At 60.6% G+C, this 26,260-nt stretch carries 16 protein-coding genes; 12 read left to right on the forward strand and 4 right to left on the reverse strand.

The window, feature by feature from the left end; all coding sequences use genetic code 11:
- Window positions 1-11 precede the first annotated feature (11 nt).
- Complete coding sequence (locus MOV74_RS02940; protein WP_246917671.1) at window positions 12-3,689, forward strand: DEAD/DEAH box helicase; 3,678 nt, start codon at window positions 12-14, stop codon at window positions 3,687-3,689.
- 535 nt (window positions 3,690-4,224) lie between these two features.
- On the opposite strand, the gene MOV74_RS02945 is transcribed toward MOV74_RS02940, so the two are convergent.
- The 4 genes from MOV74_RS02945 to MOV74_RS02960 all read right to left on the reverse strand — a co-directional run bounded on the left by MOV74_RS02945 (window position 4,225) and on the right by MOV74_RS02960 (window position 8,856).
- Window positions 4,225-4,518 (reverse strand): hypothetical protein, encoded by a 294-nt coding sequence (locus MOV74_RS02945; RefSeq protein WP_246917674.1) that lies wholly within the window; start codon window positions 4,516-4,518, stop codon window positions 4,225-4,227.
- 595 nt (window positions 4,519-5,113) lie between these two features.
- Window positions 5,114-6,376: a serine hydrolase gene (locus MOV74_RS02950; protein ID WP_246917676.1), complete on the reverse strand. Its 1,263-nt coding sequence runs from the start codon at window positions 6,374-6,376 to the stop codon at window positions 5,114-5,116.
- Window positions 6,377-6,547: 171 nt separating this feature from the next.
- Window positions 6,548-8,167 carry a N,N-dimethylformamidase beta subunit family domain-containing protein gene (locus MOV74_RS02955; protein ID WP_249797425.1) on the reverse strand — a complete coding sequence of 540 codons (1,620 nt, stop codon included), beginning with the start codon at window positions 8,165-8,167 and terminating at the stop codon, window positions 6,548-6,550.
- Between the two features lie 158 nt (window positions 8,168-8,325).
- Window positions 8,326-8,856, reverse strand: a complete 531-nt coding sequence (locus MOV74_RS02960; protein ID WP_404979106.1) for a VOC family protein — start codon at window positions 8,854-8,856, stop codon at window positions 8,326-8,328.
- Between the two features lie 204 nt (window positions 8,857-9,060).
- Between MOV74_RS02960 and MOV74_RS02965 the strand changes: the two genes are divergently transcribed.
- The 11 genes from MOV74_RS02965 (at window position 9,061) to MOV74_RS03015 (ending at window position 26,201) form a co-directional block, all read left to right on the forward strand.
- Entirely contained in the window at window positions 9,061-9,747 is a 687-nt protein-coding gene (locus tag MOV74_RS02965; protein ID WP_246917682.1) for a DUF3102 domain-containing protein, read from the forward strand.
- A 259-nt stretch (window positions 9,748-10,006) separates the two neighbouring features.
- A complete protein-coding gene (locus tag MOV74_RS02970; protein ID WP_246917775.1) occupies window positions 10,007-11,290 on the forward strand; it encodes a nucleotide sugar dehydrogenase in 1,284 nt (427 codons plus the stop codon).
- A gap of 20 nt (window positions 11,291-11,310) precedes the next feature.
- Window positions 11,311-12,381: an NAD-dependent epimerase gene (locus MOV74_RS02975; RefSeq protein WP_246917687.1), complete on the forward strand. Its 1,071-nt coding sequence runs from the start codon at window positions 11,311-11,313 to the stop codon at window positions 12,379-12,381.
- A gap of 79 nt (window positions 12,382-12,460) precedes the next feature.
- Window positions 12,461-12,670, forward strand: a complete 210-nt coding sequence (locus MOV74_RS02980; protein ID WP_246917703.1) for an MbtH family NRPS accessory protein — start codon at window positions 12,461-12,463, stop codon at window positions 12,668-12,670.
- A 333-nt stretch (window positions 12,671-13,003) separates the two neighbouring features.
- The gene (locus MOV74_RS02985) at window positions 13,004-14,206 is read left to right on the forward strand and encodes a cytochrome P450 (protein WP_246917707.1); all 1,203 of its coding nucleotides are present in this window, start codon (window positions 13,004-13,006) and stop codon (window positions 14,204-14,206) included.
- A gap of 211 nt (window positions 14,207-14,417) precedes the next feature.
- Window positions 14,418-15,662 (forward strand): polysaccharide pyruvyl transferase family protein, encoded by a 1,245-nt coding sequence (locus MOV74_RS02990; RefSeq protein WP_246917709.1) that lies wholly within the window; start codon window positions 14,418-14,420, stop codon window positions 15,660-15,662.
- On the forward strand, window positions 15,605-17,428 hold the full coding sequence (menD, locus tag MOV74_RS02995; RefSeq protein ID WP_249796523.1) for a 2-succinyl-5-enolpyruvyl-6-hydroxy-3-cyclohexene-1-carboxylic-acid synthase: 1,824 nt from the start codon (window positions 15,605-15,607) through the stop codon (window positions 17,426-17,428). The genes MOV74_RS02990 and menD overlap by 58 nt, the downstream gene beginning before the upstream one ends.
- Before the next feature lie 83 nt (window positions 17,429-17,511).
- The gene (locus tag MOV74_RS03000; RefSeq protein WP_246917731.1) at window positions 17,512-18,651 is read left to right on the forward strand and encodes a Gfo/Idh/MocA family protein; all 1,140 of its coding nucleotides are present in this window, start codon (window positions 17,512-17,514) and stop codon (window positions 18,649-18,651) included.
- Window positions 18,652-18,939: 288 nt separating this feature from the next.
- Window positions 18,940-19,992, forward strand: coding sequence for an efflux RND transporter periplasmic adaptor subunit (locus tag MOV74_RS03005; protein WP_246917741.1), 1,053 nt, complete (start codon window positions 18,940-18,942; stop codon window positions 19,990-19,992).
- A 6-nt stretch (window positions 19,993-19,998) separates the two neighbouring features.
- On the forward strand, window positions 19,999-23,133 hold the full coding sequence (locus MOV74_RS03010) for an efflux RND transporter permease subunit (protein ID WP_246917744.1): 3,135 nt from the start codon (window positions 19,999-20,001) through the stop codon (window positions 23,131-23,133).
- Complete coding sequence (locus MOV74_RS03015) at window positions 23,130-26,201, forward strand: efflux RND transporter permease subunit (RefSeq protein ID WP_246917746.1); 3,072 nt, start codon at window positions 23,130-23,132, stop codon at window positions 26,199-26,201. Before MOV74_RS03010 ends, MOV74_RS03015 begins: the two co-directional genes overlap by 4 nt.
- The last annotated feature ends 59 nt before the right edge of the window (window positions 26,202-26,260 follow it).

Below are 26,260 nucleotides of genomic sequence, written 5' to 3' on the forward strand. Positions count from 1 at the left end.
GGGCAAGTGCCATGGCGTCGGCGCAGGAGCTACAGACCAGGATTTTGCGGCGCGCGAAGTCGCCAGAAGACTATTCCGTCTATCGGGCTGCACTCGAATGGGGGCTGACCGATCCGATCGTCATTGAAAGCCGAGACGATTTCAAATCAGAATTCCGCTGGAAGGAACGCCTCGATCCCTTTCATCACCAGGTCCAAAATCTCATTACCTTTTGCCGGCGCCTCCCGGTAACCTTGCTCGCGGACGACGTCGGTCTCGGCAAAACCATATCGGCGGGACTCGTAGCGAGCGAGCTTATCGCCCGGAACCGCGTTGCCAGGATCCTGATTGTCGCTCCCAAATTGCTCGGCCCTCAGTGGAAGGACGAGCTTGGGGCGAAGTTCGATATCCCCGCTGAGGTTGTCACCGGAAGCAAACTTGTTTCGGCTGAACCAGATGACGTAGGGGCCGTAATCACGACCTATCATTCGGCGCGGTCGCATCTGGAAAAGATTCCCGACGACCGCTTCGACATGCTGGTGCTGGACGAAGCCCATAAGCTTCGCAATCTCTATGGTGTCGATCCCACGCCGCAGGTCGCAAAAGTCTTTCATCAAGCTCTGCAGCAGCGCCGCTTTCGCTATGTGTTGATGCTGACGGCCACGCCGATCCAGAACCGGCTCTGGGACCTATATTCCCTGGTCGATTTGCTCGCCGTTGCGCGCGGTCACGAAAACCCCTTCGGTAACGAAGGCATGTTCGCCCGTCGTTTCATCGACGACAAGCGCGATAGTGCGCGCGTCCTGAAACCCGAAGCGCGGGAGGAGTTTCGAAGGATCGTGTATGGCTATATGTCGCGCGTACGGCGGGGCGATGCCAATCTGGATTTTCCCGAGCGGAAGATTCAGCTGCACAAGGTCACACCGTCCGCTGATGAGCTCGCCCTTATCGACGCTATTGCCGAGCCGATCCAGAAGCTAAACCGGCTCGCACAAATAAGCATTCTCCAGGCGCTGACGAGCAGTCCGCAGGCACTTATGGCGCAGCTCCAGACCATGGCCCGCAACGAGACGGTGCCGCAGGAACTTGCGGCAACTGTCAAAGCTATCGTCACACCCATGAAGACGAGCGCGAAGCTCGAAGGGCTTCGCCAACTTGTTTCGATGCTTAAGCAGGAAAATCCTGCCGGCTGGCGTATGGTGGTGTTCACCGGACCGCGAGAAACTCAGACGACGATTCAAGCCTTTCTGGAGGAGCTCGGCCTGAAGGTCGGCATCATCAACGGATCGTCCGGTCAACGAAATCAGGAGACTATCGCTCGTTTCCGGACCGATCCTCCTGAAATTCGCGCCATCGTCTCAACCGAAGCTGGTTCGGAAGGCGTCAATCTTCAGATTGCCAACGTGCTGATCAATTTCGACCTGCCCTGGAACCCAATGATCGTCGAGCAGCGGATCGGTCGTGTCCAACGCCTCGGCTCTCAGCATAAGAACGTCATCATCTATAACGTCATGCTGGCCGGCACATTTGAGGAATATATCGTCGGCCGACTGATGACGAAGCTGCAGATGGCAACAGATGCCATTGGTGATATCGAATCTCTGCTTGAAGCTTCTGGCGTCGGCGACGGTGAGGAGGGTGCTGGGTTCGACGAAAAAATACGCGAGCTTGTAGTCGCAGCGCTTGCCGGGCGCGATATGAAGGCTGCTGCCGAGAGAATCGCCCGCAGCATCGAAGCGGCAAAGAAGACCCTCGAAGAAGAGAAAGAGAATATCGAGCAAACGTTGGGCTCACCGGATGGCTATGGCTATGTCGGCCCCCAGACTCCGACGCTCGAAAGGTTCAGACCTTCCATGGAGCTTGAGCCCTTCGTACGGGCGGCCTTTGAGAAACTCGGCGGAGCCATCAGCGATATCGCCCCCGGTGTCTTGCGCGTCGCGAGCAAAGGTGGACCCGAACTCGTGCGCCTCAAGGAGGATGCTGGTCCAGAATACGCAAAGGTACCGCTCTATAGGGCGGGCAGTCCCGCCTTCCTTCGCCTCATTGATCGCGTCACGGCTACCGGTCTTCACGCAGTTCAGGATATCGATCATGAACCCAGGCAGCGGATAGACGAGCTTGTCGACGAGTGGGTATCCGGCTTTAAGGGAGTAAAGTCTGAGGTGATAATACAAAGCGCGCAGCGCCGGTTTGAAGGCAACGCGGTTGCCCGTGTACGCGCGACGACGGCTCATGACAGTTACGAGCGCATCGTGACGATCACCTGCAATCCCGTTGAGCACACCCAACCGGCCGCTGCGCTGGACGCCATGCCGGATCTACTTCAGCAACCCGCGGCCGCCGGTCTCAGCCCAAGGCTTATCCTGGATGAAGCCTGTCGCGATCCGAACATCGTCGAATTTAATCGGTTCTATCTCGATCGGCGCGATGCCGAACTGAGGTCGGCTGGCAAAGATGCTCGCAAGCGAAAGAAGCTGGAAGATGAATTCACGCCTCAGGCTGACACTGCACTTGTCGCTCTGGATGGCCGGGTGAGCCGGCGGGTAAATCTCAAAGTAAAGTACCAGCTCGATGGAGCTTCTTATGAGAGTGACCTGGGTATTACGCCTTCCGAAGGCCGGATCGACACTGCGCCGGCGCTGGAGCCGTGTGCGCTGACGCGGTTGGAGGTCCCTGCCGACTGTCTCGCCGTCTGTGAACTGTCGGGCGTGCGCGCGCTAAAGCACCGGTTGGCGCGCTCGGAGGTGAGTGGTCGTTATGGATTGCCTGAGCACCTCCTTCGCTGTTCGCTTTCCGGGAAATCCATCCTCGTTGACGAAGGTGGCATGTCCGATATCACGAACGCAGTCGTCGACCGGACATTGCTAAAAACCTGCGCCATTACCGGCAAGAGGGGTGAGCCTGCCTATTTCGGGCAATGCGCTTTTACAAGGACTGATGTGCTTTCGGAGCGACTTGGCAAAAGCGAGGTTTCGGATAAACCATATCGTCTCGATCAAGAGGCTTCCTCAGTAGTCTCCGGCATGCGCGGACACGCCCGGGAATTCGTTCGCTGCCAGGAAACCAAACGCGCCTTGCTCCCGCGCGAGGCCGAACGATGCGCAAAGACCGGGAAGATCGTTGCACCAGATGTTCTTCAGCCCTGTGCGGTGACAGGCAAGCGTGTGCTTCCCAGCGAGCTTCGGACATCGTCGGTGAGCGGCAAGCGGGTCTTGGCCGAGAATTTGGTCGCAAGCAGCCTGTCCGATGCCGTTTTCCTGGACGAGGAGGGTATACGATCGGCTTACGGGAAGTTCTGCGCTCCGATTGAAGCAAAGCGCTGTCAATGGAGTGGGGCCGCCACCCACCCGGATGATCTCAAGACATGCGCCCTGTTGGGGCTCTCCGTTCATTTTCAGTATCTGTCGGACCCTTCGCGCCGTCTGCAGCCTGTTGAGGAGCTTCTTGCCGGCAGGCGCCGCTCCATGGATGTGCGAGATCGTTGGGATGACATCCTTCCTTCTGTATCGTCTGCTGTTAATACGAAAAAGTGTCAGATCGAGTCCGGGCAACTCTCGCCTGATGGACAAAAACTTGCTCTGGCCGTCGAGGTTAAATCGTTACTGGGACTTAGAACCCAACATGCGGCAATGCTTTACTCGCTTAAAGACAATGCGATCCTCGGCAATATTGCGATTGTCAAGCGAGACCGGCGTGGCGGTTTCCGCTAAGCAGGCTTCACACCTCAAGAGCGTGCTGCAATTCCATCGACCTGGCGAAATTGTTCGCCTCCCGCTCGACCTCCGGCTTGATAAAACACCCAATCTCGGTGTTCATCAAACCGGCAGCAGCTCAAAGGCCCGACGAGGAGGATAACTTCACGTGCGCCATAGCGCACGGCTTGTACGACGTGGCCGCTTTAGATTGTCACCATCGAGATCAAACCGCCCTTCAATTCCATGGAGGCGGTGGCGCAGATCCCGCGACGCCGCGCGAGTACGGCTTGAGCAGCTCATTGGAGCTAACGAGGGGGGCTCTCTCGTGACCGTATTGTCAATGTGGAAAACGCCAGAGTTGAGCAAGAAAGACGCGCATCAGGGCGGCCCATCCGTCCGGCGTTATTGCAACGGCCGAAGTTTCTTCGCTCGCAGTTTGTTGTGAAGGATTTTCGATCTTGCGTCCTATCGGTTTTCTGGGCTCAGACTCTTGAATGCTCGGTGAGACGTTCTCAGACATGGTGTGGGCCCCATTTTTTCGGACGCGGGTTTACGCCTTGTGATTACGAAGATCCCAGTATCGGCCAATGAACGCCATAAGCCACCCAATGAAATAGCCTGTTGCTGCGCCCGAGACTGCGTAATCGACGGCGAAAAAAGAGCTGCTGCCATCCACATTGAAGGCTACGGCGATCGCGTAAGTATATTGGGCCAGAAACGCCACAAGATTTCGGACGAGCGGGATTGGACTCCCGGCGCTGGTCACAAATCCGGATTCGGAATCGACAGTGAATTTTCCGACGCCAGTGTAAAATCCCAGGAAAGCGAATGCAAAAAAAGCCATGATCCAAGCTCTGGAGGACCACGAACCGACATCAAGACGTGTGCCGATACTAAAGAGCCCCCAGAATAGGAAGACAAATGGGAGAGCCAAGCATCTGCTGAAGGATCGTGTCTGCTGACCGAGCGCGCTTACTCCTTGCCAGATCAGATATGCCAAGATCGCAAAAACCCAAATCGGCGTATTTCGGAGCACCTCTAAGGCGGTTTGCATAAGCGCTACCGTAGTTCATCTAAAACATCCGTAGCGCGTATTATCACATGTAATCAACCGAATCGCAATCCTCACAGCGCGGACGTGCTGCTCAAGCCAACTTGCCAATCAAGACGTTCATTGGCGTCAGTTGAAAAGATATTTGTTCAAGGCCTCAATTTTGTCGATCGCACTAGCAACGCCAAAGGAGATCTGCACCCGAGAGCATCTCGGACAAAATTTGATATCTCGTTTCTGTTGCGGGGGCGCTGAGGCGTGAGCGGCTTATCGCTGAGTGCAAACGCTCCACTGCGAAGAAGTGATGAAGATCCGAACCCGGACGCTGATCCCTCCGAGATGGCGAAGGGGCAGTGCCGGATTCTTATCGGCATCACAATGGACGTTATTACGGATCAACGTTGCCGAATTGTCGCACTAAAGCGGTCCAGAATGGCCAGATTTCGCTGGAGCTTTCCACGCTCGTCTGAACCATGACCAGCTTTGATGGTGGGTCTACGCAAATAGCCTGTCCATAGGCGCCGATCAGCGCAAATTGGCGCCGCGTGCCGGGAAGCAGCCAAAGTAGATAGCCGTAGCCTAGGTTCGGACCGGCTTTCCCGGGCAACAGATACTCGTCTGAGGCGCGCACAGTGGTGGCGTCCATCAACCACTGTCTATCCACCACCTGCTTTCCGTTCCAGGCGCCATCATGGGCGAGCAGGCGGCCGAGGCGTGCGTAGTCGCGGGAGCCGGCATTGAAGAAACCGTGGCCTATCTCAAATCCTTCGTTGTCGAGCATCCAGCTCGCGTCGTTCTCGGTGCCGATCTGCGACCAGACTTTCTCCTCCAAATAGGCTGAGGCCGTTTTGCCGGTGGCGTAGCGCAGCACTACGCCGAGGACGTCCGGCTCGATGCTCGCGTAGAAGAACCGCGTGCCCGCCGGCGCGATCCGCTTGTTGAACTGGATGATGCTCTTGATCGTCCCGCGGGTGAACAGACCGTTGCCCTGCACCATGGTGCGCCACAGCCGGTTGAGGTCGCGGCTGTTGTCCTCCTCCTCGCCGAACTGGACGCCTGAGGACATGTGCAGGAGATCACGGAGCCGGGTCTTGCCGTACTCGGTGCCGGCGAAACCCGGCACATAAGTCTCGGTGGTGTCGTCGACGCTTCTGATCTTGCCTTCGCTGATCGCGATGCCGATCAGCAAGCCGGTGATGGATTTCGCCATCGACTGAGACACGAAGCGGTTCGTGTCCGTTCGTCCATACTGGTAGCCCTCAAACAGGATGCAATCGTCCTTCGTGATGATCAAGCTGGTGACCGGGTTTCGCGCCAGGTAGGCCCGCACGGAGGAGCGGTCACCGAAGTGCCAGTAGTTGATGTCGGCGGCGCTGCGCCGGAACGACCATGGAGCAGCCGCGCGCCTGATCGTGCGCGTCTTGAAGACTTCGTCGAGATGCGTGAACGCGCCGACGCGATATTTCGGCTCGAACGGATTTCCCGGTTGAACCGACAGGGCCGGGTCGGCAATGGGGTAACCTTCCGCCTCGCCGTAGAGATCGGCTGATGGTCCCGACGGCAGGAAAAGCGGGCCGTCGGCGGCCTCACCGGCTGCTGCGTGCTGTGTCATCACACCAGCCATCGAACTTGCAGCCATGCCCGCCAGCACGGTCCGCCGGGATACGAGGCGCTTCGATCCGTCTACCACGATGTCTGTCCCCAGGCGCAATGGCGTCGACGGCGCGACGCGGTGATCTATCCCAGCAAAGCAGGCGAATGTTAATCAATCGTGGCGTCACTGCCGCGCAATCAGGCGTCAAAGAGGTCGGCCCTTTCAATATCATGAGGTAAAACGATCCAATATGTTCTTGGTGATCTGCTCCGTGTAGAAGCAGCCTCGCTTCAGGCCCATCACCCACTCGCAGCTCGCGGCAGTCAGTATCTGCCCGTGTCCGCGGTGCATGGAGACAATCATGCCCGATCCGTTACGGGACTTGGCGAGTGTTTCCGGCGTCACCTCCCCGAACACCATCGCGGCCTTATCGTGCTGCTCCCGATTTCCGATGTAAGGGGCGAACGTGACGCCGAGGGCGTCAGTTTCAGCGTTGACCGCGGGCGACATCGCGATGATTTCGATATCGAGGGGAGCGCCGTCGCGGCCTGTTGGAAACGGCAGGCCATCGCGGAACGTATAGTCGACACCGTCAACCTCGTAGCCGAAGATGCGGGCTTCTGCGCCGAACAGGTCGCCATATCCAAGATCGGTTCGAGCGAAGATCCAGTGTTCGGGTCTGTAGACGGTGAACCCTCGCGCGCCACGGGCTACGAAGCCGCCCCACGACGCGTAGACGCCGCCCAGCCCGTTGACTCCGACGGTGCTCGTGCCGGGCCAGTTGATGCGGCGATCCTCCCAGGCTGTGGTCAGCAGATACTTCTCGGAGGTGTCGCGAATGGGATCGTCCAGATGGGCGCGTGTCTTGTAGCAGACCTGACGCCCGCCGCCGTCCTCCAGACGAATTTGCCAATAGAAGTTCGCGCCGAACCGCGCCAAGTGACCGCCTAGCTCGACAAAGTCCTCCATCGCGAGTCGCATCTCCCTGGTCCAGTACTCGTCATGCCCCACGATGACGACGCAGGAGTAGTCGGACAACAGCTCCGGATGGTAGTGCAGGTCGGTCTGCGTGATCGTGTCGAAGGCGTAGCCTTCGCGCTCGGCCCAGACAGCAAAGTGCCGGTCGTACTGGGCCCATCCAGATGAAGCGTAAAAGAAGCCGAATCCGTTGGCGTAAGCCCACTCCTTGGCCTCGTACCGGGGCGGCGTGTTCGGGGCCGGAACAGGGGTGCAAAAGCGCGGCGCCGCGTCGGGCACCCACACCATACCACGGGTCCACGGCCGGTGCAGACTGAGAACCGGGGACGGCTGGTTTCGCTCCAAGCCCTCGACGCCGATGTAGTGATTTGCGCCTCCCCAGTCGTTGTATGCCGTCCAGGTCGCCGTTGGCAGGACATGCAGTATCTGCCCGCTTCGCGTGCGAGACGTCGGCCTGACGACAAAGAAGTGATGTTGAACGAACTCGCTGCCGTCGGGCCGAGCACAAATAGCTCTGACTTGATAGAAGCCGGAAGGCGTTAGGTCGTCCAATCGCCAGCGATATGCTACCGGCCAATTGCAGCCAGACTTGTATGCATCCTTCGGCGTTTCGGTGAAGACGCCCCGCAACTGGTCGGTGCGGTGTACCAGCCGCATCCTGTGACCGTCCTTGTAGATCTCAAGATGCCAGTGGGCGGCGGTCGCGCTGGCATGAAAGCAGACATGTTCTCCGGGAGCATAAGAGATCCTGTCGGTATAGACGTAGACCTCGGGCAGGTCGGGATTTTCGCGCGGAGCCTCGTACCAGATCAGATCCTGCCAATTATGATCGGCGTGCATCGTCGTGATCGCGCGCCGGCCCCTGTTCATCTGCTCTAACGGACCGTCCAGGCTCGAAGGCTCCTTCACTCTCTACTCTCCTTGCATCCCGGCCGTTGGTGTTCGCCATGTTGGAACCAAGAGTTGGGGTAAACGCGAGTCTGCCCAAATCTTGCGGACCATGTCCGGCCGCATCGCGTCGTTGTTCCCTAGGGCGTCGAGAGGGAACGCACGGGGTCGCTGCCGTCCCAGCGCCGGCTTGCTTCAGCGACGCGTTCGAACAATTCGGCCTTCTTGTCCTGAACCTCGGAAATCTCGATCATCGTGCCCGGATGCGCCTCTGTCTCGAAATAAGCGAAGCGGCCGTTTCGGTTCCCGGTGTATCCCTGCTGCACTATCGCGGCGCCTTGCGCTGCGAAACGCTCCACGCAGGCGTCGAATTCCTGGGTCCAGAAGGCGAAATGCTGAAGACCCTCAAGTCCCGAATTGAGAAAGTCGTTGAAGACCGAAGGATGATCGTCCAGAGGCTGAATCAGCTCGATCTGCACCGCGCCGAGATTGCTGAAAGCTCCGCTCGCAGCAGCGCGCGACGGCTCGTTTCGATAATGGAAGTCTAGAACGGGAGCTCTCTCGAAATAAAAGAAGGGGCCGACTCCAAGCCTGCGCGTCCAATGATCCATCGCTGCGTGAATATCCCGAACGACATAGCCCAACTGCCTGAGTTGGCCGAGCCCTTGCACAAGCATCTCTCCCTCTCTCCAGGTTCGCCGGACTTGATCGCGTTGTGCGACCATCACCCGTCATTCTGGAAGGAGTGTAAGACAACTTCACGAATTTCGACGACCAAAAAAGCGTCTACACTCACAAATTGTATCGCTAGAATCGAGTTGCGTGAGCGAAACGTGATGCTACCATAGTCGCATAAGTTCACTCGGGAAGCTGCCATGCCAGGCTCTAATGCGCTCGTGCGATTGCCCTGTTCACTTGTTGATGCTGATGGATTTGATTACGCAACTGTAAATCCAGACGTGGCGCGGTACCTAAAAGGGCACGCCGTACGCCTCAGGCAGTACATCTCCAAGTCAATCATCCAAATCGGAAAGGACCTCTTGAGCGCGAAGCGCTATCTGCCGCACGGCGCGTTTCTCGAATGGGTCGAGCGAGAGGCCGGAATAAATCCACGAACTGCGCAGTCCTACATGCACGCCGCCGAATGGGCGGCCAACAAAAGCGCCACCGTCGCGCGTTTGCCGCCCGGGCTACTCTACATTCTGTCCGCGGCGAGCACGCCGCCGAACTACGTCGACGAAGTGGTTCGGCGCGTCGAAGCGGGCGAGCGTCTGACGCTGACGAAGGTCAGGTCGGAATTACGGAAGATTCAGGAAGAGCAAAGCGCGAAGCCCGGCAATCGAGTCCTGCCGCCCGTCAGCATCGATGTGTCAGTGACGAACGAATCTATTGAAAATGAAGGCATCTTGTTCGTTGCACGCGTGCTTGCGAGCGCATTGCCAACGGAGAAATTTCAGATGGTGAGAGAGATTTTGACCAGCGCAAACGTCCTCTCGCGCCCCGATCTAGCTGAAGCTATACTCGTGGCGTTCCGCACGATTGAAGCCACTGTCACACTCTGACTGCAAAACCCCCGTCGAAAACTGATCGCGCGCACGTTTCGCATGTAGGCGAGGACGCTGTTGTGCGGATTTCGACACGGGCCCTTCTCTGAACGCTGCCCTGAAACCTGGATCACCAACAATGGCCTCGGCGGACAACGGGATGATCTACGCGAACCTCGACGACGGCAGCGCAGGCCCCGCGCTGCGGGAGCGCGTCGCCGAATGGGGCGCGCTGGAGGCGGCGACGTCTCTCGGTGTTTCCTATCCGGAACGTTCATTGTCCGACCACCGGCGAATTGCCGTGATCGGGCTCGGCTATGTCGGTTTGCCGGTCGCGGTCGCCTTCGCGCGGGGTGCAAGGCGGGTCGTCGCTTTCGACATCGATCGGGATCGCATTGCCGAGCTGCTCCGGGGCGCTGATCGCACCAACGAGGTCGACGCCGACGAGTTGTGCAATCCCGCATTGATGTTCACCGACGATCCCGCCCACTTCGCCGACGTCGACTTCTTCGTGGTGACGGTGCCGACGCCTATCGATTCCGCGCGGAATCCGGATCTGGGAGCGATGTTGGCGGCGTCGCGTTCGGTCGGGCGGGCGCTGAAGCGCGGCGACATCGTCGTCTATGAATCGACGGTGTATCCGGGAGCCATCGAGGAAGAGTGCGTGCCAGTGCTCGAAAGCGTGTCCGGTCTGCGCGCGGGGTCCGATTTCAAGGTCGCCTATTCGCCGGAGCGGATCAATCCGGGAGATCAGCATCACCGGTTCGAAACTATCGTTAAGGTGGTATCGGCGCAGGACAGCCAGACTCTCGATATTGTGGCCAACGTCTACGGCTCGGTCGTCACTGCGGGCATTCATCGCGCGCCGTCGATCAAGGTGGCCGAGGCGGCCAAGGTGATCGAGAACACCCAACGCGACCTCAATATCGCATTCATGAACGAGTTGGCGCTGATCTTCCGCGCGTTGAACATCGATACGGCCGACGTGCTGGCCGCGGCGAGCACGAAATGGAACTTCCTGCCGTTCGAGCCCGGGCTGGTTGGCGGCCACTGCATCGGCGTCGATCCCTACTATCTGACCAGCCGGGCGCAGCGCGCAGGCTACCATCCGGAAGTCATTCTCGCCGGCCGGCGCACCAATGACAGCATGGGCCAGCATGTTGCTCGCGAATGCATCCGGGGTCTTCTGAAGCGCAAGGTGCACGGCGGCCTGGTGACCGTGCTCGGCCTGACGTTCAAGGAGAACGTGCCCGACCTGCGCAATTCGCGCGTCGTCGACATCATCCGGGAGCTCCAGTCGTTCGGGCTCGAGGTTCAAATGCATGATCCGCACGCGTCGGCGGAGCGGGCGAAGGAGGAATACGGCCTGACGCTGACGGATGCAGACGAGCTTCGTCCGGCTCACGCGGTGATCCTGGCCGTGCCGCATCAATACTACCTGAGGGGCGGGTGGATGTTCATCCAGCGGCTGCTGGGTGACGGCAACGGCCTCGTTCTCGATATCAAGACCAGGCTGGATCGCCTGATGATACCGCCTGGCATCGAGCTGTGGCGCCTGTAGATGATGGGGACGAGGCGGAAATGAAGGAAGGTTCCGTGCTGCTGACCGGCGCGGCCGGCTTTATCGGCTTTCACGTCGCCAGGCGGCTGCTGCAGTTGGGGCGGCCCGTCGTCGGCCTGGACAATCTCAACGACTATTACGATCCGTCGTTGAAGGAGGCGCGGCTTGCGATCCTGCGCGAGCAGCCGCATTTCAGATTCGTGCGGCAGGAACTGGCAGACGAGTCTGGTCTGAAGCGCGTTTTCGCTGAGGAGCGCTTTCCGGTCGTGATCCATCTCGCCGCCCAGGCAGGCGTACGCTATTCGCTTCAGAATCCGCAGGCCTATATTTCCTCCAATCTTCAGGGATTTGCCAATGTGCTGGAAGCCTGCCGCCACCACGGCTGCGAGCATCTGCTCTATGCGTCGTCATCGTCGGTGTACGGAGCCAACACGAAGCTTCCGTTCTCGGTCCGGGACAGCGTTGACCATCCCGTCAGTCTCTACGCCGCGACGAAGAAGTCGAACGAACTGATGGCGCATGCGTACAGCCATCTGTTCGGCCTGCCGACCACGGGGCTGCGCTTTTTCACGGTCTACGGCCCCTGGGGACGACCGGATATGGCGATGTACATCTTCACCAGGGCGATCCTCGAAGGAAGGCCGATCAAGCTCTTCAACCACGGCAAGATGCGCCGCGACTTCACCTATGTTGACGATATCGTCGAAGCGATCGTGCGGCTGGCGGATCGACCGGCGGTGCCTAATGCGTCGGCCACCGACAGCCCGAATTTGGGTTCAAGCGCTGCGCCATGGCGTATCTACAACATCGGCAACAACAGGCCGGAAGACCTCACGCATGTCGTTGCCGTGCTAGAACGGGAGCTCGGACGCAGCGCAAGGTGCGAGCTCGTTCCCATGGAAGACGGCGACGTGCCGGCAACATTCGCGGATGTGGACGATCTGATGCGGGACATCGGCTTTCAACCGTCGACTCCGATCGAAGAAGGCATTGCGAAATTCGTACGCTGGTATCGCGGCTACCATGTCGAGGCGCATGCGTCAGGGCGCTTCGCGCAATCGTCATACGCTGGGTGTCGATCGTTGGAATAAACCTTTAGATGCGTTATATTGGATAAACAAGCCCCGCGTGCTCGCGGCGTTTGGTCAATGAAACCGAGGAGAGAGGGCCATGACAGTCGAGGATCGTGAAGACGACCGCATCTATTTGGTGGTCAGGAACGGTGAAGAGCAATATTCCATCTGGCCTAAGACCAAGGGGTTGCCGAAGGGCTGGGATGCCGTCGGCGAGGAGGGCACTAAGCCGCAGTGCCTAGATTACATCGAAAAAACCTGGACCGATATGCGACCGCTGAGCCTTCGCCTTCAGATGCAAGGCTAGCGCGTTCGACACGCTGCGGCGAACAACCTACCTCTTGTGTCCGCGTCGATCGGCGCGGACATTTCTTTTTGGTGGCGGCACTGGCCAATGTGGACCGGCTTCGTCGCAGTGCATGCATCTCGGTGTGAAACCGGACACGACACTTCCATCGAGACGATTGTGATGATGGATGCACATGCAAGGCGCGACTGTCAGGTCGCGGTCAGGCTGGCGTGCTAATGGTCGCGGCAGGTGGCATTGCGGCAATGAGCGGTCCAGCCGTTTCTTGAAATTTGGCGTCGATTCAACATGGCGATATCTCAGCGGGCGATCACACGTGACGATGTCTGGTCGATGCCGATCGAGGAAATTGACGTCGGGCGGCCGGACCTGTTCCAGGCAGACGCCATCTTCCCCTATTTCGAACGTTTGAGGCGAGAGGCGCCGATCCACTACAGCAGGGGAAGCCTGTACGGTCCTTACTGGTCCGTCACATGCTATCAAGACATCATCGACGTCGAGGCCGATCATTTAACGTTCTCCTCCGACGCCTCGCACGGCGGCATCACCATCTACGATCAGTCGGCACAGTTTCGTCTGCCGATGTTCATTGCTGCGGATCCTCCCAAGCACACCGCGCAGCGCGGCGTGATCAAACCGGTCATGTCGCACGCCAACTTGAACCAGCTCGAAGGACAGCTGCGCCAACAAACGCGAAAAGTGCTGCAGGATCTACCGCGCAACGAAACCTTTGACTGGGTCGATCACGTCTCGGTGGAACTGACGACACAGTTGCTTGCCACGCTCTTCGACTTTCCCTGGGAAGAAAGGCGTAGGCTCGCGTGGTGGTCTGACGTCGCGACCGCCATGCCCGGCGAGCCCGGTGCAGAGACTGAGAAGAAGCGCGAAGCAGAGCTTCTCGATTGCCTAACCTGCTTTCGCCAGCTCTGGCGGGAGCGTGTGGATAGCGAGGGGCGCACGGATATGATCTCGCTGATGGCCAATTCGGCCGCGACCCGCACCATCGATCCGATGGAATTTCTCGGCAACATCGTATTGCTCATCGTGGGCGGCAGCGACACGATCCGAAACACCATCAGCGGCGGGATCGACGCTATATCGAAATTTCCCGACGAGTACCGCAAGCTGCGCGCCGATCCCAATCTGGTTGCGAGCGCCGTTCCCGAGATGATCCGCTGGCAGACCCCACTTGCACATATGCGGCGGACCGCGACGCGCGACTGTCTGCTCTACGGCAACCGAATCCGCAAGGGTGAGAAGGTTGTGCTCTGGTACGTGTCGGCGAACCGGGACGAGAGCATGATCAGGAACGCCAACCAGTTCATTGTTGACCGTGCTCATCCGCGACGCCATTTGTCGTTCGGATCGGGTGTTCACCGCTGCGTGGGGGAGCGGCTCGGCGAGCTGCAGCTTAAGATCCTCTGGGAAGAGATGCTAAACATTCTTCCTGAAGTCGCTTTGGTGGGGCGTCCCGAACGCGTCCATTCCGCCTTCGTCAGGGGCTATACGAAGCTGCCGGTTCAGATAGGTGGCTGAGGGTCACAGAGGCATGTCTCCATTGTCGAACGATGCCGTGCGAGACGTGCCCGTCCTGCGAGCAGAGCCGGATCCCGAAGAGGTCTTCTTCGATCATCTCGACGGCTTGATACACGACGCGGCCGCTCGGCCAACATCGGGCTGGAAGCCAGGCCGGGCGCTGCAGATCCTGTTGGCTGGATATGTTGGCGCAGGAAATGTCGGCGCGGACATGCGGACCATCGAAATGATCCGTCAGCTCCGGCATCTGCTCGGGACGAACGTCGCGTTCGCGACGATCCTCAACGGGCCGCACACGCCTCCCTATCTTGCATCGCAGGCGAAGCTGCTGACCCTCGATGGCCCCATACCGCGCTCGGTTGTCGACTTCGCACTGGCCCACGATGCGGTGGTGGCTTGCGAAGGCTCGATGCTCAAATCCTCCTTCTCGAATGTTCTCTCCGGGATCATGGCGGGAGCGCTCGGCGCAGGCGTCGCCTCGGGCCGGTTGTCGGTCGGCTATGGCGCGGAGGTGGCCTGGATGGAGCCCGTGCTGGAGGGCTTCGTCCGCAAGTGGCTGCCGGGCTCGCTGCTGCTTTGCCGCAATGGCGAGTCGACCGCCGCTGCGACGAAACTTGGTCTTCGGGCGGTGCTCGGCGCTGACACGGCATGGACCTGCCAGGCCGCGTCGCCCGAGCAAGCGCGATCGCGACTGGGGGCGTTGGGCTACGACACTGCAAGCCCGGTTCTCGCGGTCTGCCCGGTCAATCCGTTTTGGTGGCCGGTACGGCCGAATCCACGGCGGGCCGGAGCGGCGCGCGACGGTAGCTCTGCCGGCGCGCCCAGATATGGCGGGATGTTCTTCCACACCTACGACGATGCACGCAAGCGGAAGTACACTGCCTATATCGAGGGACTTGCGCGGGCGGTGAACAGAATCGCGAAGGAACAAGGGTACAGTCCGCTGATTGTTGCGATGGAGCCGATCGACGCGACCGCATGCGAGGATCTCAATCTCCGGCTCGATCGTCCCGCCCAGATCGTTTCTGGACATACCCATGCCATCGGCGTTGTCGTGGCGATCCTGAGGGAGGCCGGGCTGCTCATCAGCTCGCGATTCCACGCGCTCGTGGCTGCCGCACCGGCCGGCAAGCCGCTGATCGGGGTCGCCACCGACGAGCGCATCGCCAATCTGCTGTCGTCATGCGGCGCCGGCGGCGCGCTGATCGGAGCCGATGCGCCGGACCTTGCCGACCGAATTATCACGACAGCACGGGCGATCGATCGCGAGCAGTTCAAGCATGCGATGTGGCAGCTCGTCTCGACGCAGGTGGTCCAGTGCGGCAAGATGGCAATCGAGTTTACGAATGAGGTTCGCAGATGCATTCCGGAGTTTCCGTTACCCGAGAGGGGTCGAGGATGGGAGGCGCATCTTCCGCCGCTGCCTCGCCCGATTCAGGACATCCTGAAACGGTAAGGCCTGCGCTTGTCGGGACGACGCTCGCGCTGAACGTCGAGTGGTGCCGCACGATTGTGGCGGCGATCCTCCGGCTCGGAGTCCGGGACGTCGTGATCTGTCCCGGTGGCCGTTCGGCCGCCATGGTCTTCGCGCTCGGCGAAGTGGATGGACTGCGGCGCTTCGTGCAGACCGACGAACGCAGTGCGTCCTTCTTTGCGCTGGGACTGTCGCGGCTGACGGGCAACCCGGTTGCGATCTGCACGACATCCGGAAGCGCGGTCGCCAATATCGTGCCGGCGCTGACCGAGGCGGAGGCTGTTGGCATTCCGCTGGTGTTGCTGACTTGCGATCGACCAAAGAGTTTGCGCGGTGCCGGCCTGCTGCAGACCACGGAGCAAGTCGCGTTTTGCGCGCCGCTGCTGAAGGCAGTTCTCGATCTCGACGATCCGACCCACGAGGCGGCGACGCGGCAGGATCTGGAAAGTGCCGTGATGGATCTGCGCAAGTTCGTGGCGGCGGGCCCGAACCGTGGTCCTGTGCAGATCAACGTGCCCTTGATCGGCGTGGTCTGCTCGACGGAAGCGGGGCCGCCCAGGATCGATCCGGCTAACGAGCAGCCTCGTGCCCTCGCGATGCGAACCATCGATGCCTCCGTGCTTGAACGTTCTGGGGCGGCGCAGGCGCATGCCGCTATGGAGAAGCTCGCCCCGCGCCCGAGCCTGCGAGGACTGATCGTTTGCGGGCCGGAATGGGATTTATGTCTGGAGAAGGAGCAACTCAGAACTTTGGCGCAACGGACGGGATTCCCGGTGCTCGCCGATGCACCGGGTTCGGCGCGGTCACTTGGAATTCCAGGGGTCGTGACCTGCGGCGATTTCATCGCGTTGCTGCCACAATTGCCTGCGCCCGACCTCATCGTGCGGGTTGGTTCCGCGCCGGTCTCCGAGAGGATGCAAAGTTACCTGCAACGTTCGGCGCGGGTGCTCCGGATCGGCCGGCGTCCGGTCAAAGCCGATTTTCTCGCGCGCAACTTCGAGCAGCTCATCTGCCCTGACGACGCGGCCATGCAAGTCGTCTGCGACATGCTCGGGGCGGGCGCTAAAGTATGGGCTGAGAGCTGGCTCGGTGCAGCCGAGGCGATCCGCCACCATCTGGAGGCGCAGGTGACCGCGAGTGGCTGGTCGGAATTGCAGGTCGCGATGGAAACGGCGAACTCTACCGGATTCCGTCTGCTGCATGTCGCCAATTCGCTGGCGATCCGCCTCTTGAACTTTGTGATCGGTCCGACCTCGGACGGCCGGATCGTCATGGCCAATCGCGGTGTGTCAGGGATCGATGGCACGATAGGCACGTTTCTCGGTGAGCTCGTCGCGTGCGGCGAGCCGGGATTGCTGGTGATCGGCGACCTCGCGGCGTTGCACGACCTGTCCGCCCTGGAAGCCTGCATCCACAACCGCCTGAAGGGCGCCATCGTGATCCTGAACAATTCAGGCGCAGGTCTGTTCGATCTGATTCCGCTCGATGCTGTCGACGAGTATCCAAAGCTGGTGCGCAACAGCATGTCGATCGACTTCGAGGGCGTCGCGCGAACGTTCAAAATCGACTACGTGCGATGTCTGGCGCGCAAGCAATTGCGCGTGGCGCTTGACGCCGCGGCCGCCGGTGAGAAGCTCGTCCTGATCGAGGCGGTGCTGCCGCCCAAGGGCGCCAAGCGTGTCCTCCCGACGTTCATCGAGCGTTTATTGGCGGCCGCAGCGGACAAGCTTGCCGCATTTCATGTCTAGCGAGGCGGGTCAAGGGGAATGAACGGCTGGAAATCGGTAAGCTCGCCGGCACGGTGCAGCGGGCCCCACACCGGAAGGGGGATATGGTGGACGTCTATTCAGCTCTGATCGTGGGATTTGGCGAGTCCGGTCGCCGCTTCCTCCAAGCTTGCCGGCTCGGCAGCTACAGGAATCGCATCAACGTGCGGTGCATCGTCGACATCGATCCGGGCAAACTCGTCCATGGTTCGTCCGATGGCGTCCTGAGGTCGATATGCCTGGATGAGGTGCTCGAACGCCACTCGTTCGATATCGTCTTTATATGCACCAGCGATCGGACTCACTTCGACGTCTTTCGTAAGCTCCACAAGCATGCCGCGCGGATTAAGCGTATCGTCTGCGAGAAGCCGATAGCGGAAACACTGGACCAGGCCGACATCATCGCCAATCAGTTCGAGAACATGTCGGTCGCGGTGAATTTCGTCGAGCGGTACAGCCCCGTCGTGAGCCGGCTCAGGCACTGGATAAGGAGTCACGACCTGTGCATGAAGCGGGCCTTGTTCAACTGGTCCAAGCAGCGAATCAACGATGCTCGCCCGACCATGGGAATCTTCTCCGAATTGTCGCATCCGCTCGACTTGGTCCTCTACGTCGCGGGTATCGAGGTGGGCACGGATTACGCAGTTGTGAACGCCGCGACCATTCTCTCGGGCTTTACCCGCGACCGTGTCGTGGTCCCAGACTCCGTCTCCATGACCCTGAATTTCGGGGACAGGGCATTGGTCAGTGGCTCCTGCTCTTATCTCTGGAGCCGTCGTGACCGGCGGGTGATCCTGTATTTCGGCGCGCGCAATGGGCCGATCCGCTATGTCGCCGAGCTCAGATTCGACGAACCGCAGTGGGACTTCGACAGTCTGGAAATCTGGAGTTTCGACGCGGCGCCCGGCATCCTCACCCCCCACGCAGCCTTTGCGGTCAACGATACGGACCTTCCGCGGAAGGAACTCGGCATCAGCAAGATCTGTCGCCTGCTCACCTGCATTCTCAACGAACTCGACGGTGGTATGTCGGACGAGATCGCCCGGCTCGACCAGGCCGTCTACGTGCAGAAAATTCTCGACGACCTCTGCGAAGGATCGGGATCGGTGCATCAATGGCCGGAGCAGTACAGCCGAGGCGAGCCGGCGGGATCGACGCGTGTCGGATCGCGCGACATGGAATCCGCTATCGTTGACGCCGGGTAACGATCTGAACGAAAGATGCGGCTCGCCAATGTCCTTGCCGCTCTGCTTGCTCGCGAATTGTGGGTAAGTTACGATACGACTGAAGCGTGTGCATAGATTTGGGAGTCTACCCTGGACGCGATCTCTCAAAATTCAGAACTCGCCCAAATCCGCCGCCGCCGCAGATGGGGCATTCCGGTTCTCCTGCTGATCGCCGCGGTCGTCCTGACTGGCGGCTTCTTTCTCAGAAACGCGGGATGGGACTTAGCGGCATTACTGTCGCGCGCCGGCCTGACGCGGTGGCTTGCCGTGCCGGCCGCAACAGCACTGCAACGACCGCTGGCTCAAGTCCGCGTGGCCGCCGTCGCGAAAGAGAACTTCCAGATATTCCTGACGGGCATCGGGACGGTGCAGGGTTACAATTCGGTTGCGGTCACGACCCGGGTTGATGGCCACATCGTGCAGGTGTTGTTCAACGAGGGGCAGGACGTCGCTAAGGGCGATCCGCTGGTGATTATCGATGCCCGTCCGTTTCAGGCACAACTCGACCAGCAGTTGGCGATGCTTCAGAAGGACGAGGCCGTTCTTGCCGGCGCGCTGCTCGACATGACGCGGTACGACACGCTCCTGCAGAAGAGTTTCGCGACCCAGCAGCAGGTTGACCAGCAACGCGCACTGGTCGAACAGAACCGGGCGCAGGTCAGAAACGACAAGGCCCTGATCGAGTACGCGAAGTCGCAACTCGAATACACCACCATCCGCGCCCCGATTAGCGGGCGCATCGGTATTCGCCTGATCGACCAAGGTAATGTAGTGCGCGCGAGCGACGCAAAGCCGATCGCCGTGATCGTGCAGTTGCAGCCGATCTCGGTGATCTTCACCCTTCCCGCCGGGGCGCTGGCGAAGACTAAGCTCGAGATCGGCCGGGTTGACGCTTCCGTGACCGCCTTCGCGCAGGACAACCAGACTGAGCTCGATCAGGGGACGGTAGAGATCGTCGACAATTACGTCGATCCGGCATCCGGCACCATCAAGGTCAAGGCGACCTTTCCCAATAAGCGATCGAAGCTGTGGCCCGGCGACTTCGTGAACGGGCGCATCACTGTCGACAATAAGCCCGATGCCATGACGATCCCGTTCGCCGGCCTGCGTCACGGGCCCCGCGGTGACTTTGTCTGGATGGTGCAGAAGGACCATACGGTGAAGGCCGTCGGCATCACCGCGGGGCAAATCTCCCGCGGCCGGGTCCTGGTCGAGAGCGGATTGACGCCGGGGCAGCAAGTGGTGGTGGACGGATATTACGGCCTAGAGAACGGCACCAAGGTCGAGATCGATGAGACGAAGAAAACTGACAATAGTTGAGGCCGCATGTCAGAGATCTTTATCCGAAGGCCCATCGCCACAACCCTGCTGATCCTGGCAATCGTCCTGCTCGGACTGATCGGTTACAGAAATCTGCCGGTCGCTCCGCTGCCGAACGTCGACTTTCCGACCATTCAGATCACCACGCCTTATCCCGGCGCCTCGCCTGGGGTCGTGGAGTCGTCGATCACCGCGCCGCTGGAGCATTATTTCGGAGTGATCTCCGGCCTGCAGTCGATGGACTCCGCCAGCGCATATGGGTTGAGCACGATCACGCTGAAATTCGACCTGAGCCGCCGCATAGACTCCGCCGCGCAGGACGTTCAGGCTGCGATCAACTCGGCGTCTGGCTGGATTCCCGTTGCACTGCTGCCGGGGCCGCCGGTTTACCGGCAGGTCAACCCCGCCGATGCGCCTGTCCTCATCCTGGCGCTGACGTCAGATACGATCGCGTTGCCGGCGATCAGCGATTATGCGCAGACCATCGCCATCCAGAAGCTGTCGCAAATCTCTGGAGTCGGTGCCGTCACGATTCAGGGCGGCCTGACCCGTGCGGTCCGTCTCCAGGTTGATCCGGCGAAGGTCGCGAGTCTCGGACTTTCGCTCGAGGACGTGCGGCGCGGCATCGTCGCGACGACCTCGAACCAGCCGAGGGGGTCGCTCGACGGCCCAATGCAGGCGTTCCAGGTCGATCTCAACGGCCAGCTCTTCACGGCGGCTGGATACCGGGATTCGGTCATCGCCTTCCGCAATGGCGGGCCCGTTCATTTGCGCGACATCGGTATTGCTCTCGAAGGTGTCGAGGACGCCAATCAGGCCGCCTGGTTCCAGGGACGGGAAGCGGTCGTGCTCGAGATCCGGCGTCAGCCGGGCGCGAACACCATCCAGGTGGTCGATGCAATCAACAGTCTGCTTCCGCGCATGCGAGCGCTGCTGCCGCCAGGGCTCCAGGTCTCGATCGTGGCCGATCGGACGGTGACAATCCGCGCCGCGATCGCCGACGTCCAGTTCACGTTGGCTTTGACGGTCGGGCTGGTGGTTCTCGTGATCTTCCTGTTCCTGCGCAAGTTGTGGGCAACCATCATTCCGAGCGTGACGCTTCCGGTTTCGCTGGTCGCCACCTTCGGCGTAATGTCGCTGCTCGATTTCAGCCTCGACAATCTCTCGCTGATGGCTCTGACAGTCGCCGCCGGATTCGTCGTCGACGATGCGATTGTCATGATCGAGAACATCGTCCGCTATATAGAGGCCGGGGAGACGCCGCTGAACGCGGCGCTCAAGGGCGCGCGCCAGATAGAATTCACGATCGTCTCACTGACCGTTTCGCTCGTCGCGGTCTTCATCCCGCTGCTGTTGATGCCGGGAATCATCGGCCGGCTGTTCCGCGAATTCGCCGTCACATTGTCGTTTGCGATCGCGATTTCCTGCGTGATCTCGCTGACGCTGACGCCGATGATGTGCGCGACCTTGCTGCGGCGCGAGGCACCGGACGAGCCGCTTGGCCTACTATTCCGCTGGAGCGAGCGCGTCTTTGATACGATGGCGCGGCAATATGTCCGCGGGCTCGACGTTGTCCTGCGGCATCGAGCGCTCACCATGGCAGCCCTGCTGCTCACCATCGTCGGCACGGGATGGCTGTACAACGCCGTCAGCAAGGGCTTCATTCCGCTCCAGGACACCGGCCTCCTGATCGGCGTCACGGATGCCGAGCAGGACATCTCGTTCACCGCGATGGCTTCCCGCCAGCGAGCACTGGCCGAACTGATCGAACGCGATCCGGCGGTCCGCGCCGTCGACAGCGTTGTGGGCGTCGGGACCGTGAACGCGACGCTGAACAGTGGTCGGCTCTATATCGACATCGGTGACCCCGGCCTGCGGCGAGAAAGCCTCGCCGAGATTACGCAGCGGCTCAGCGCGGCTGCCAAGTCCATTCCTGGAATCGCCTTGTACCTGCAGCCGGCACAGGACCTCCAGATCGACACCCATGTCAGTCGCACTCAATACCAGTACGTCCTGCAGGATCTCGATGAGGACGAGCTGCGCACATGGAGCGACAGGCTGGTGGAGGCACTGCGCAAGCGCCCCGAACTGGCCGATGTGGCCAGCGACCGGCAGGACGACGGGTTATCGCTGTCCATCGTGGTCGATCGCGATGCAGCGGCGCGCGTCGGCGTGGTCATGAGCGACGTAGACCAGACGCTCTACGACGCCTTTGGGCAACGGCAGATCGCGACGGTGTTCGGGACCTTGACCCAGTTCCACGTCGTCCTCGAGGTGATTCCGGCGATGCGCGCAGATCCTGACATCCTTTCCAAGATCTACGTCCCGCAGGCGATTCTCAACCCCGCCGTCAACACCAGCGCGGTGTTCGCGAGCGTGCAGCCGTCGGTGCCTCTCGCCGCCTTCGCGCGGTTCGAACGCAAACGGGCGCCGCTGGCGGTCATGCACCGCGGCCTGTTCCCGTCGACAACGGTCTCCTTCAACTTAGCGCCTGGCGTGTCGCTCGGCGAGGCCGTGGAGACGCTCAGGACCACCAAGAACCGAATCGGTGTGCCAGGCTCGATCACGACGACCCTGGTCGGCGCCGCCGCCGAGTTTGCGGACTCCTTGACGAGCGAGATCTATCTCATTCTCGCGGCCATCATTACCGTCTACATCGTGCTCGGCATTCTCTACGAGAGCTTCATTCATCCGATCACGATCCTGTCGACGCTTCCCTCCGCGGGCGTTGGAGCCTTGCTGGCGCTGATGTGGTCCGGACAGGCGTTGGACCTGATCTCGCTGATCGGGATCATCCTGCTGATCGGCATCGTGAAGAAGAACGCCATCATGATGGTCGACTTTGCGATCGAAGCCGAACGATCCGAGGGGATGTCCTCGATCGAGGCGATCCGGCAGGCTTGCATCCTGCGCTTTCGGCCGATCATGATGACCACCATGGCAGCCCTGCTGGGGGCGCTTCCGTTGGCGATCGGCGCCGGCACCGGCTCGGAATTGCGCCGCCCGTTGGGCATCTGCATCGTCGGCGGCCTGATCGTCTCGCAGTTCTTGACGCTCTATACGACGCCCGTGATCTATCTGGCCTTCGCGTCGTTGCAACGGCGGTTCGCCAAATCGCCCAAGCTTGCGCCTGCCCAATGAACCTCGCCGCACCATTCATCGGCAGGCCGGTTGCGACGACCCTGACCATGGTCGCCGTCGTGCTGGTCGGAGCCTTTGCCTATCTCAGGCTGCCGATCGCGTCCCTTCCCAATGTTGACCGGCCGACCATTGTGATCCATGCGCCGTTGCCGGGCGGCAATCCGTCGATCGTCGGCTCGTCGCTGGCCCAGCCCCTCGAACGCCAGATCGGATTGATCCCCGGAGTGGTCGAGATGACGTCCTGGAGCGGTGTCGGCGCAACCGAGATTACCGTTCAATTCGATCTGTCGAAGAACATCGACGAGGCGTCCGGGGCGGTGCAGGCGGCGATCAACGCGGCATCACCCGACATGCCCAAAGCCTATGCGTGGCCGCCTTACTTTTATCGGGCCAATCCGGCCGGGTTCGCGGTCATGTCGCTCGCGCTGACGTCGGACGTAATTTCCCCGAGCCAGCTCTACGATTTTGCTTATAGCGTGGTGTCGCCGAAGCTGTCGCAACTGGCGGGTGTCGCCTGGGTCAACATCAACGGCGCAGAGCACAGCGCTGTGCGGGTCCAAGTCTCCCCCAATCAGGCCGCGAACATGAACCTGTCCCTGGAGGCGATCAGGGCGGGCATCGTCAACGCCACGCAGAATCTGCCAAAGGGGTCCGTTGAGTTCCAGAACCAGAGTCTCACCGTCGAGGCGAATGACCAGCTGCTTAAAGCGTCCGAGTATCGCGACCTGATCGTGGCGTGGCGCAACGGCTCGCCGATCCGGCTTGGCGACGTCGCCGATGTTTCCGACAGCGTCATCAACCGAAAGGTTGAAGGCTGGTACAACCACGACCGGGGCGTGGTGCTCTACGTCTTCAAGCAGTCCGACGCCAACGTCGTCGAGACGGTGGACGCGATCAAGCAATTGTTGCCGGGCATCAAGGCGTTGCTGCCGCCTTCGGTACGGATCGATCCCGTATACGACCGCACCGCGCTGATCCGGGAGTCGATCAGCGAGGTGCAGCGGACGATCCTGATCGCCATCGTGCTCGTTGTCCTGGTCCTTGCGATCTTCCTCAAGCAGATCTGGGCAGCCGTCATTCCTACGCTGACAATTCCAGTAGCCCTCGCGGCAACCCTGGCCGTAATGCGTGTCAACGGATACAGCCTCGACAATCTCACGCTGATGGCTCTCGTCATCGCCGTGGGCTTCGTGGTCGATGACGCTGTGATTGTGATCGAAAACATCATGCGCCGGATGGATGCCGGCGAGAGTGCGATGCAGGCCGCGCTCGCTGGATCGCGGCAGATGGGATTCACCATCGTGTCGATCACCGCCGCGCTAGCGGCTGCTATGATTCCGTTGCTGTTCATGCCCGATGTGGTCGGGCGCTATCTTCGCGAGTTCGGCGTTGCACTCGTCGCCGCGATCGCGGCTTCGGCATTCGTGTCGCTGAGCCTGACCCCGGTGCTGTGCAGCAGGCTGCTTGGCGGTGAACCGGGGCGCTCACGGTCCGGCGGTCCTGGCGCGATGGTGGGACGGATCTACGGACGCTCGATAGATTTCGCCCTGCGCTGGCGCGGCGTCGTGTTCCTGGCGATTGCGCTGCTGACAGCGGCAAGCGTCTGGCTTTACATGATGACGCCCCGCGCCTTCATGCCGACCCAGGACACCGGCGTGATGTTTGTCAGGACGGTGGCCGATCCGAACATCTCGTTCCCCGCCATGGAGGCGAAACAGCGCGCCGTGATTGATCGGGTCCTGGAGGATGAGGCCGTTGCCGGCCTTAGCTCCTGGATTGCCGACGGGAATGGTGGCGCACTGAGCCTCGGCTCGATGATCGTGGCGCTGAAGCCGCTCGACCAGCGAAAGATGGACATCCAGAAGGTCATTGCGCGGCTGAAGGTGAGCACAAGTTCGATCAAGGGCATCAGATCGATCTTCGTACCGTTTCAGGATCTGAGCATCGGCACCCAGTCGCAAACCGCTCGCTACCAGTACACGCTGTGGGGAGCCAACAGCAGCAAGGTGTTCGATGCCGCGAACGAGATGTTTGATCGCATGCGGTCGCTGCCGCAGCTCACGGACTTGATCCGGAGCTGGGAGACCTCGGGATTGGGTGCGGGGCTCACCGTTGACCGGTTGCGCGCCGCCTATCACGGCGTGACCCCGACGACGATCGACAGCGTGCTGAACGATGCATTCAGCCAACGGCAGATCAACACGCTTTATCTACGGTCGAACTTTTCCCGGGTGATTCTGGAAATCGACCCCGAGGCCCAGACCGACCCTGCCGTCTTTCAACAGATCTTCGTCCCAGGCCGGACAGGGCAGGTCCCGCTCTCGACGCTGACGCGGATGCGGAGGGCGCATGCCAGCATGTGGGTACGCCACAGCATGCAGTTTCCGTCCGAGACCATATCGTTCGACACCAGGCCGGAGGTATCGCTCGGCGACGCAATCGACGCGATCAAGGCCGCCGAGTTCGCCGCGCGTCTGCCTGAAGACGTCAAGGCCGAATTTCGCGGCGAGGCGGGTGAGGCCGCCAAGATGGGAGGACGACAGACCGTCCTGTTCGCGCTGGCGCTCGTCGCGATCTACATCGTGCTCGGTATGCTCTATGAGAGCTACGCACATCCCCTCACGATCCTCTCAGTTCTGCCGCCGACGGCGTTCGGAGCGCTCTTGGCTTTGCGCGTCACCGGGCTGCAGTTCACGACGATTTCGTCGATCGCCTGTATTCTCGTGGTCGGCATGGTCATGAAGAACGCTATCATGATGGTCGATTTCGCGCTGGACGCACAAAGGAGCCGGGGACTCTCGCCGACCGAGGCCATTACGCTGGCGGCCAGGCTGAGGGCCCGCCCGATCTTGATGACGATGCTCGTCTCGACCTTCAGCGCTTTGCCGCTCGCGATCGGGACTGGTCCGGGCGCGGAATTGCGTCAGCCCATCGGGGTGACGGTGGTGGGCGGACTGATCGCGGCGCAGCTCGTCACGCTCTACACCACGCCAGTCATGTATCTCCTGATGGAAGCCCTGCGCGAGAAGCTCTCGAGCGGCAGAAAGCTGATCGGCGCGCAAGCCTAGGCGCGCATCTGCAGGACACGCAAGCGACCGCACAAAGCGACTTGGCAAAAGCGACTTGG

It is taken from the genome of Bradyrhizobium sp. SHOUNA76, from assembly GCF_023006445.1.
GTDB lineage: Bacteria > Pseudomonadota > Alphaproteobacteria > Rhizobiales > Xanthobacteraceae > Bradyrhizobium.

Bases quoted from the DNA above. Each gene is read 5' to 3' on its own strand.
- MOV74_RS02940 (WP_246917671.1), top strand. From the start codon at position 12: ATGGCGTCGGCGCAGGAGCTACAGACCAGGATTTTGCGGCGCGCGAAG.
- MOV74_RS02945 (WP_246917674.1), bottom strand. From the start codon at position 4,518: ATGGCTTTTTTTGCATTCGCTTTCCTGGGATTTTACACTGGCGTCGGA.
- MOV74_RS02955 (WP_249797425.1), bottom strand. From the start codon at position 8,167: ATGAACAGGGGCCGGCGCGCGATCACGACGATGCACGCCGATCATAAT.
- MOV74_RS02965 (WP_246917682.1), top strand. From the start codon at position 9,061: ATGCCAGGCTCTAATGCGCTCGTGCGATTGCCCTGTTCACTTGTTGAT.
- MOV74_RS02975 (WP_246917687.1), top strand. From the start codon at position 11,311: ATGAAGGAAGGTTCCGTGCTGCTGACCGGCGCGGCCGGCTTTATCGGC.
- MOV74_RS02980 (WP_246917703.1), top strand. From the start codon at position 12,461: ATGACAGTCGAGGATCGTGAAGACGACCGCATCTATTTGGTGGTCAGG.
- MOV74_RS02985 (WP_246917707.1), top strand. From the start codon at position 13,004: ATGCCGATCGAGGAAATTGACGTCGGGCGGCCGGACCTGTTCCAGGCA.
- MOV74_RS02990 (WP_246917709.1), top strand. From the start codon at position 14,418: ATGCGGACCATCGAAATGATCCGTCAGCTCCGGCATCTGCTCGGGACG.
- menD (WP_249796523.1), top strand. From the start codon at position 15,605: ATGGGAGGCGCATCTTCCGCCGCTGCCTCGCCCGATTCAGGACATCCT.
- MOV74_RS03000 (WP_246917731.1), top strand. From the start codon at position 17,512: ATGGTGGACGTCTATTCAGCTCTGATCGTGGGATTTGGCGAGTCCGGT.
- MOV74_RS03010 (WP_246917744.1), top strand. From the start codon at position 19,999: ATGTCAGAGATCTTTATCCGAAGGCCCATCGCCACAACCCTGCTGATC.
- MOV74_RS03015 (WP_246917746.1), top strand. From the start codon at position 23,130: ATGAACCTCGCCGCACCATTCATCGGCAGGCCGGTTGCGACGACCCTG.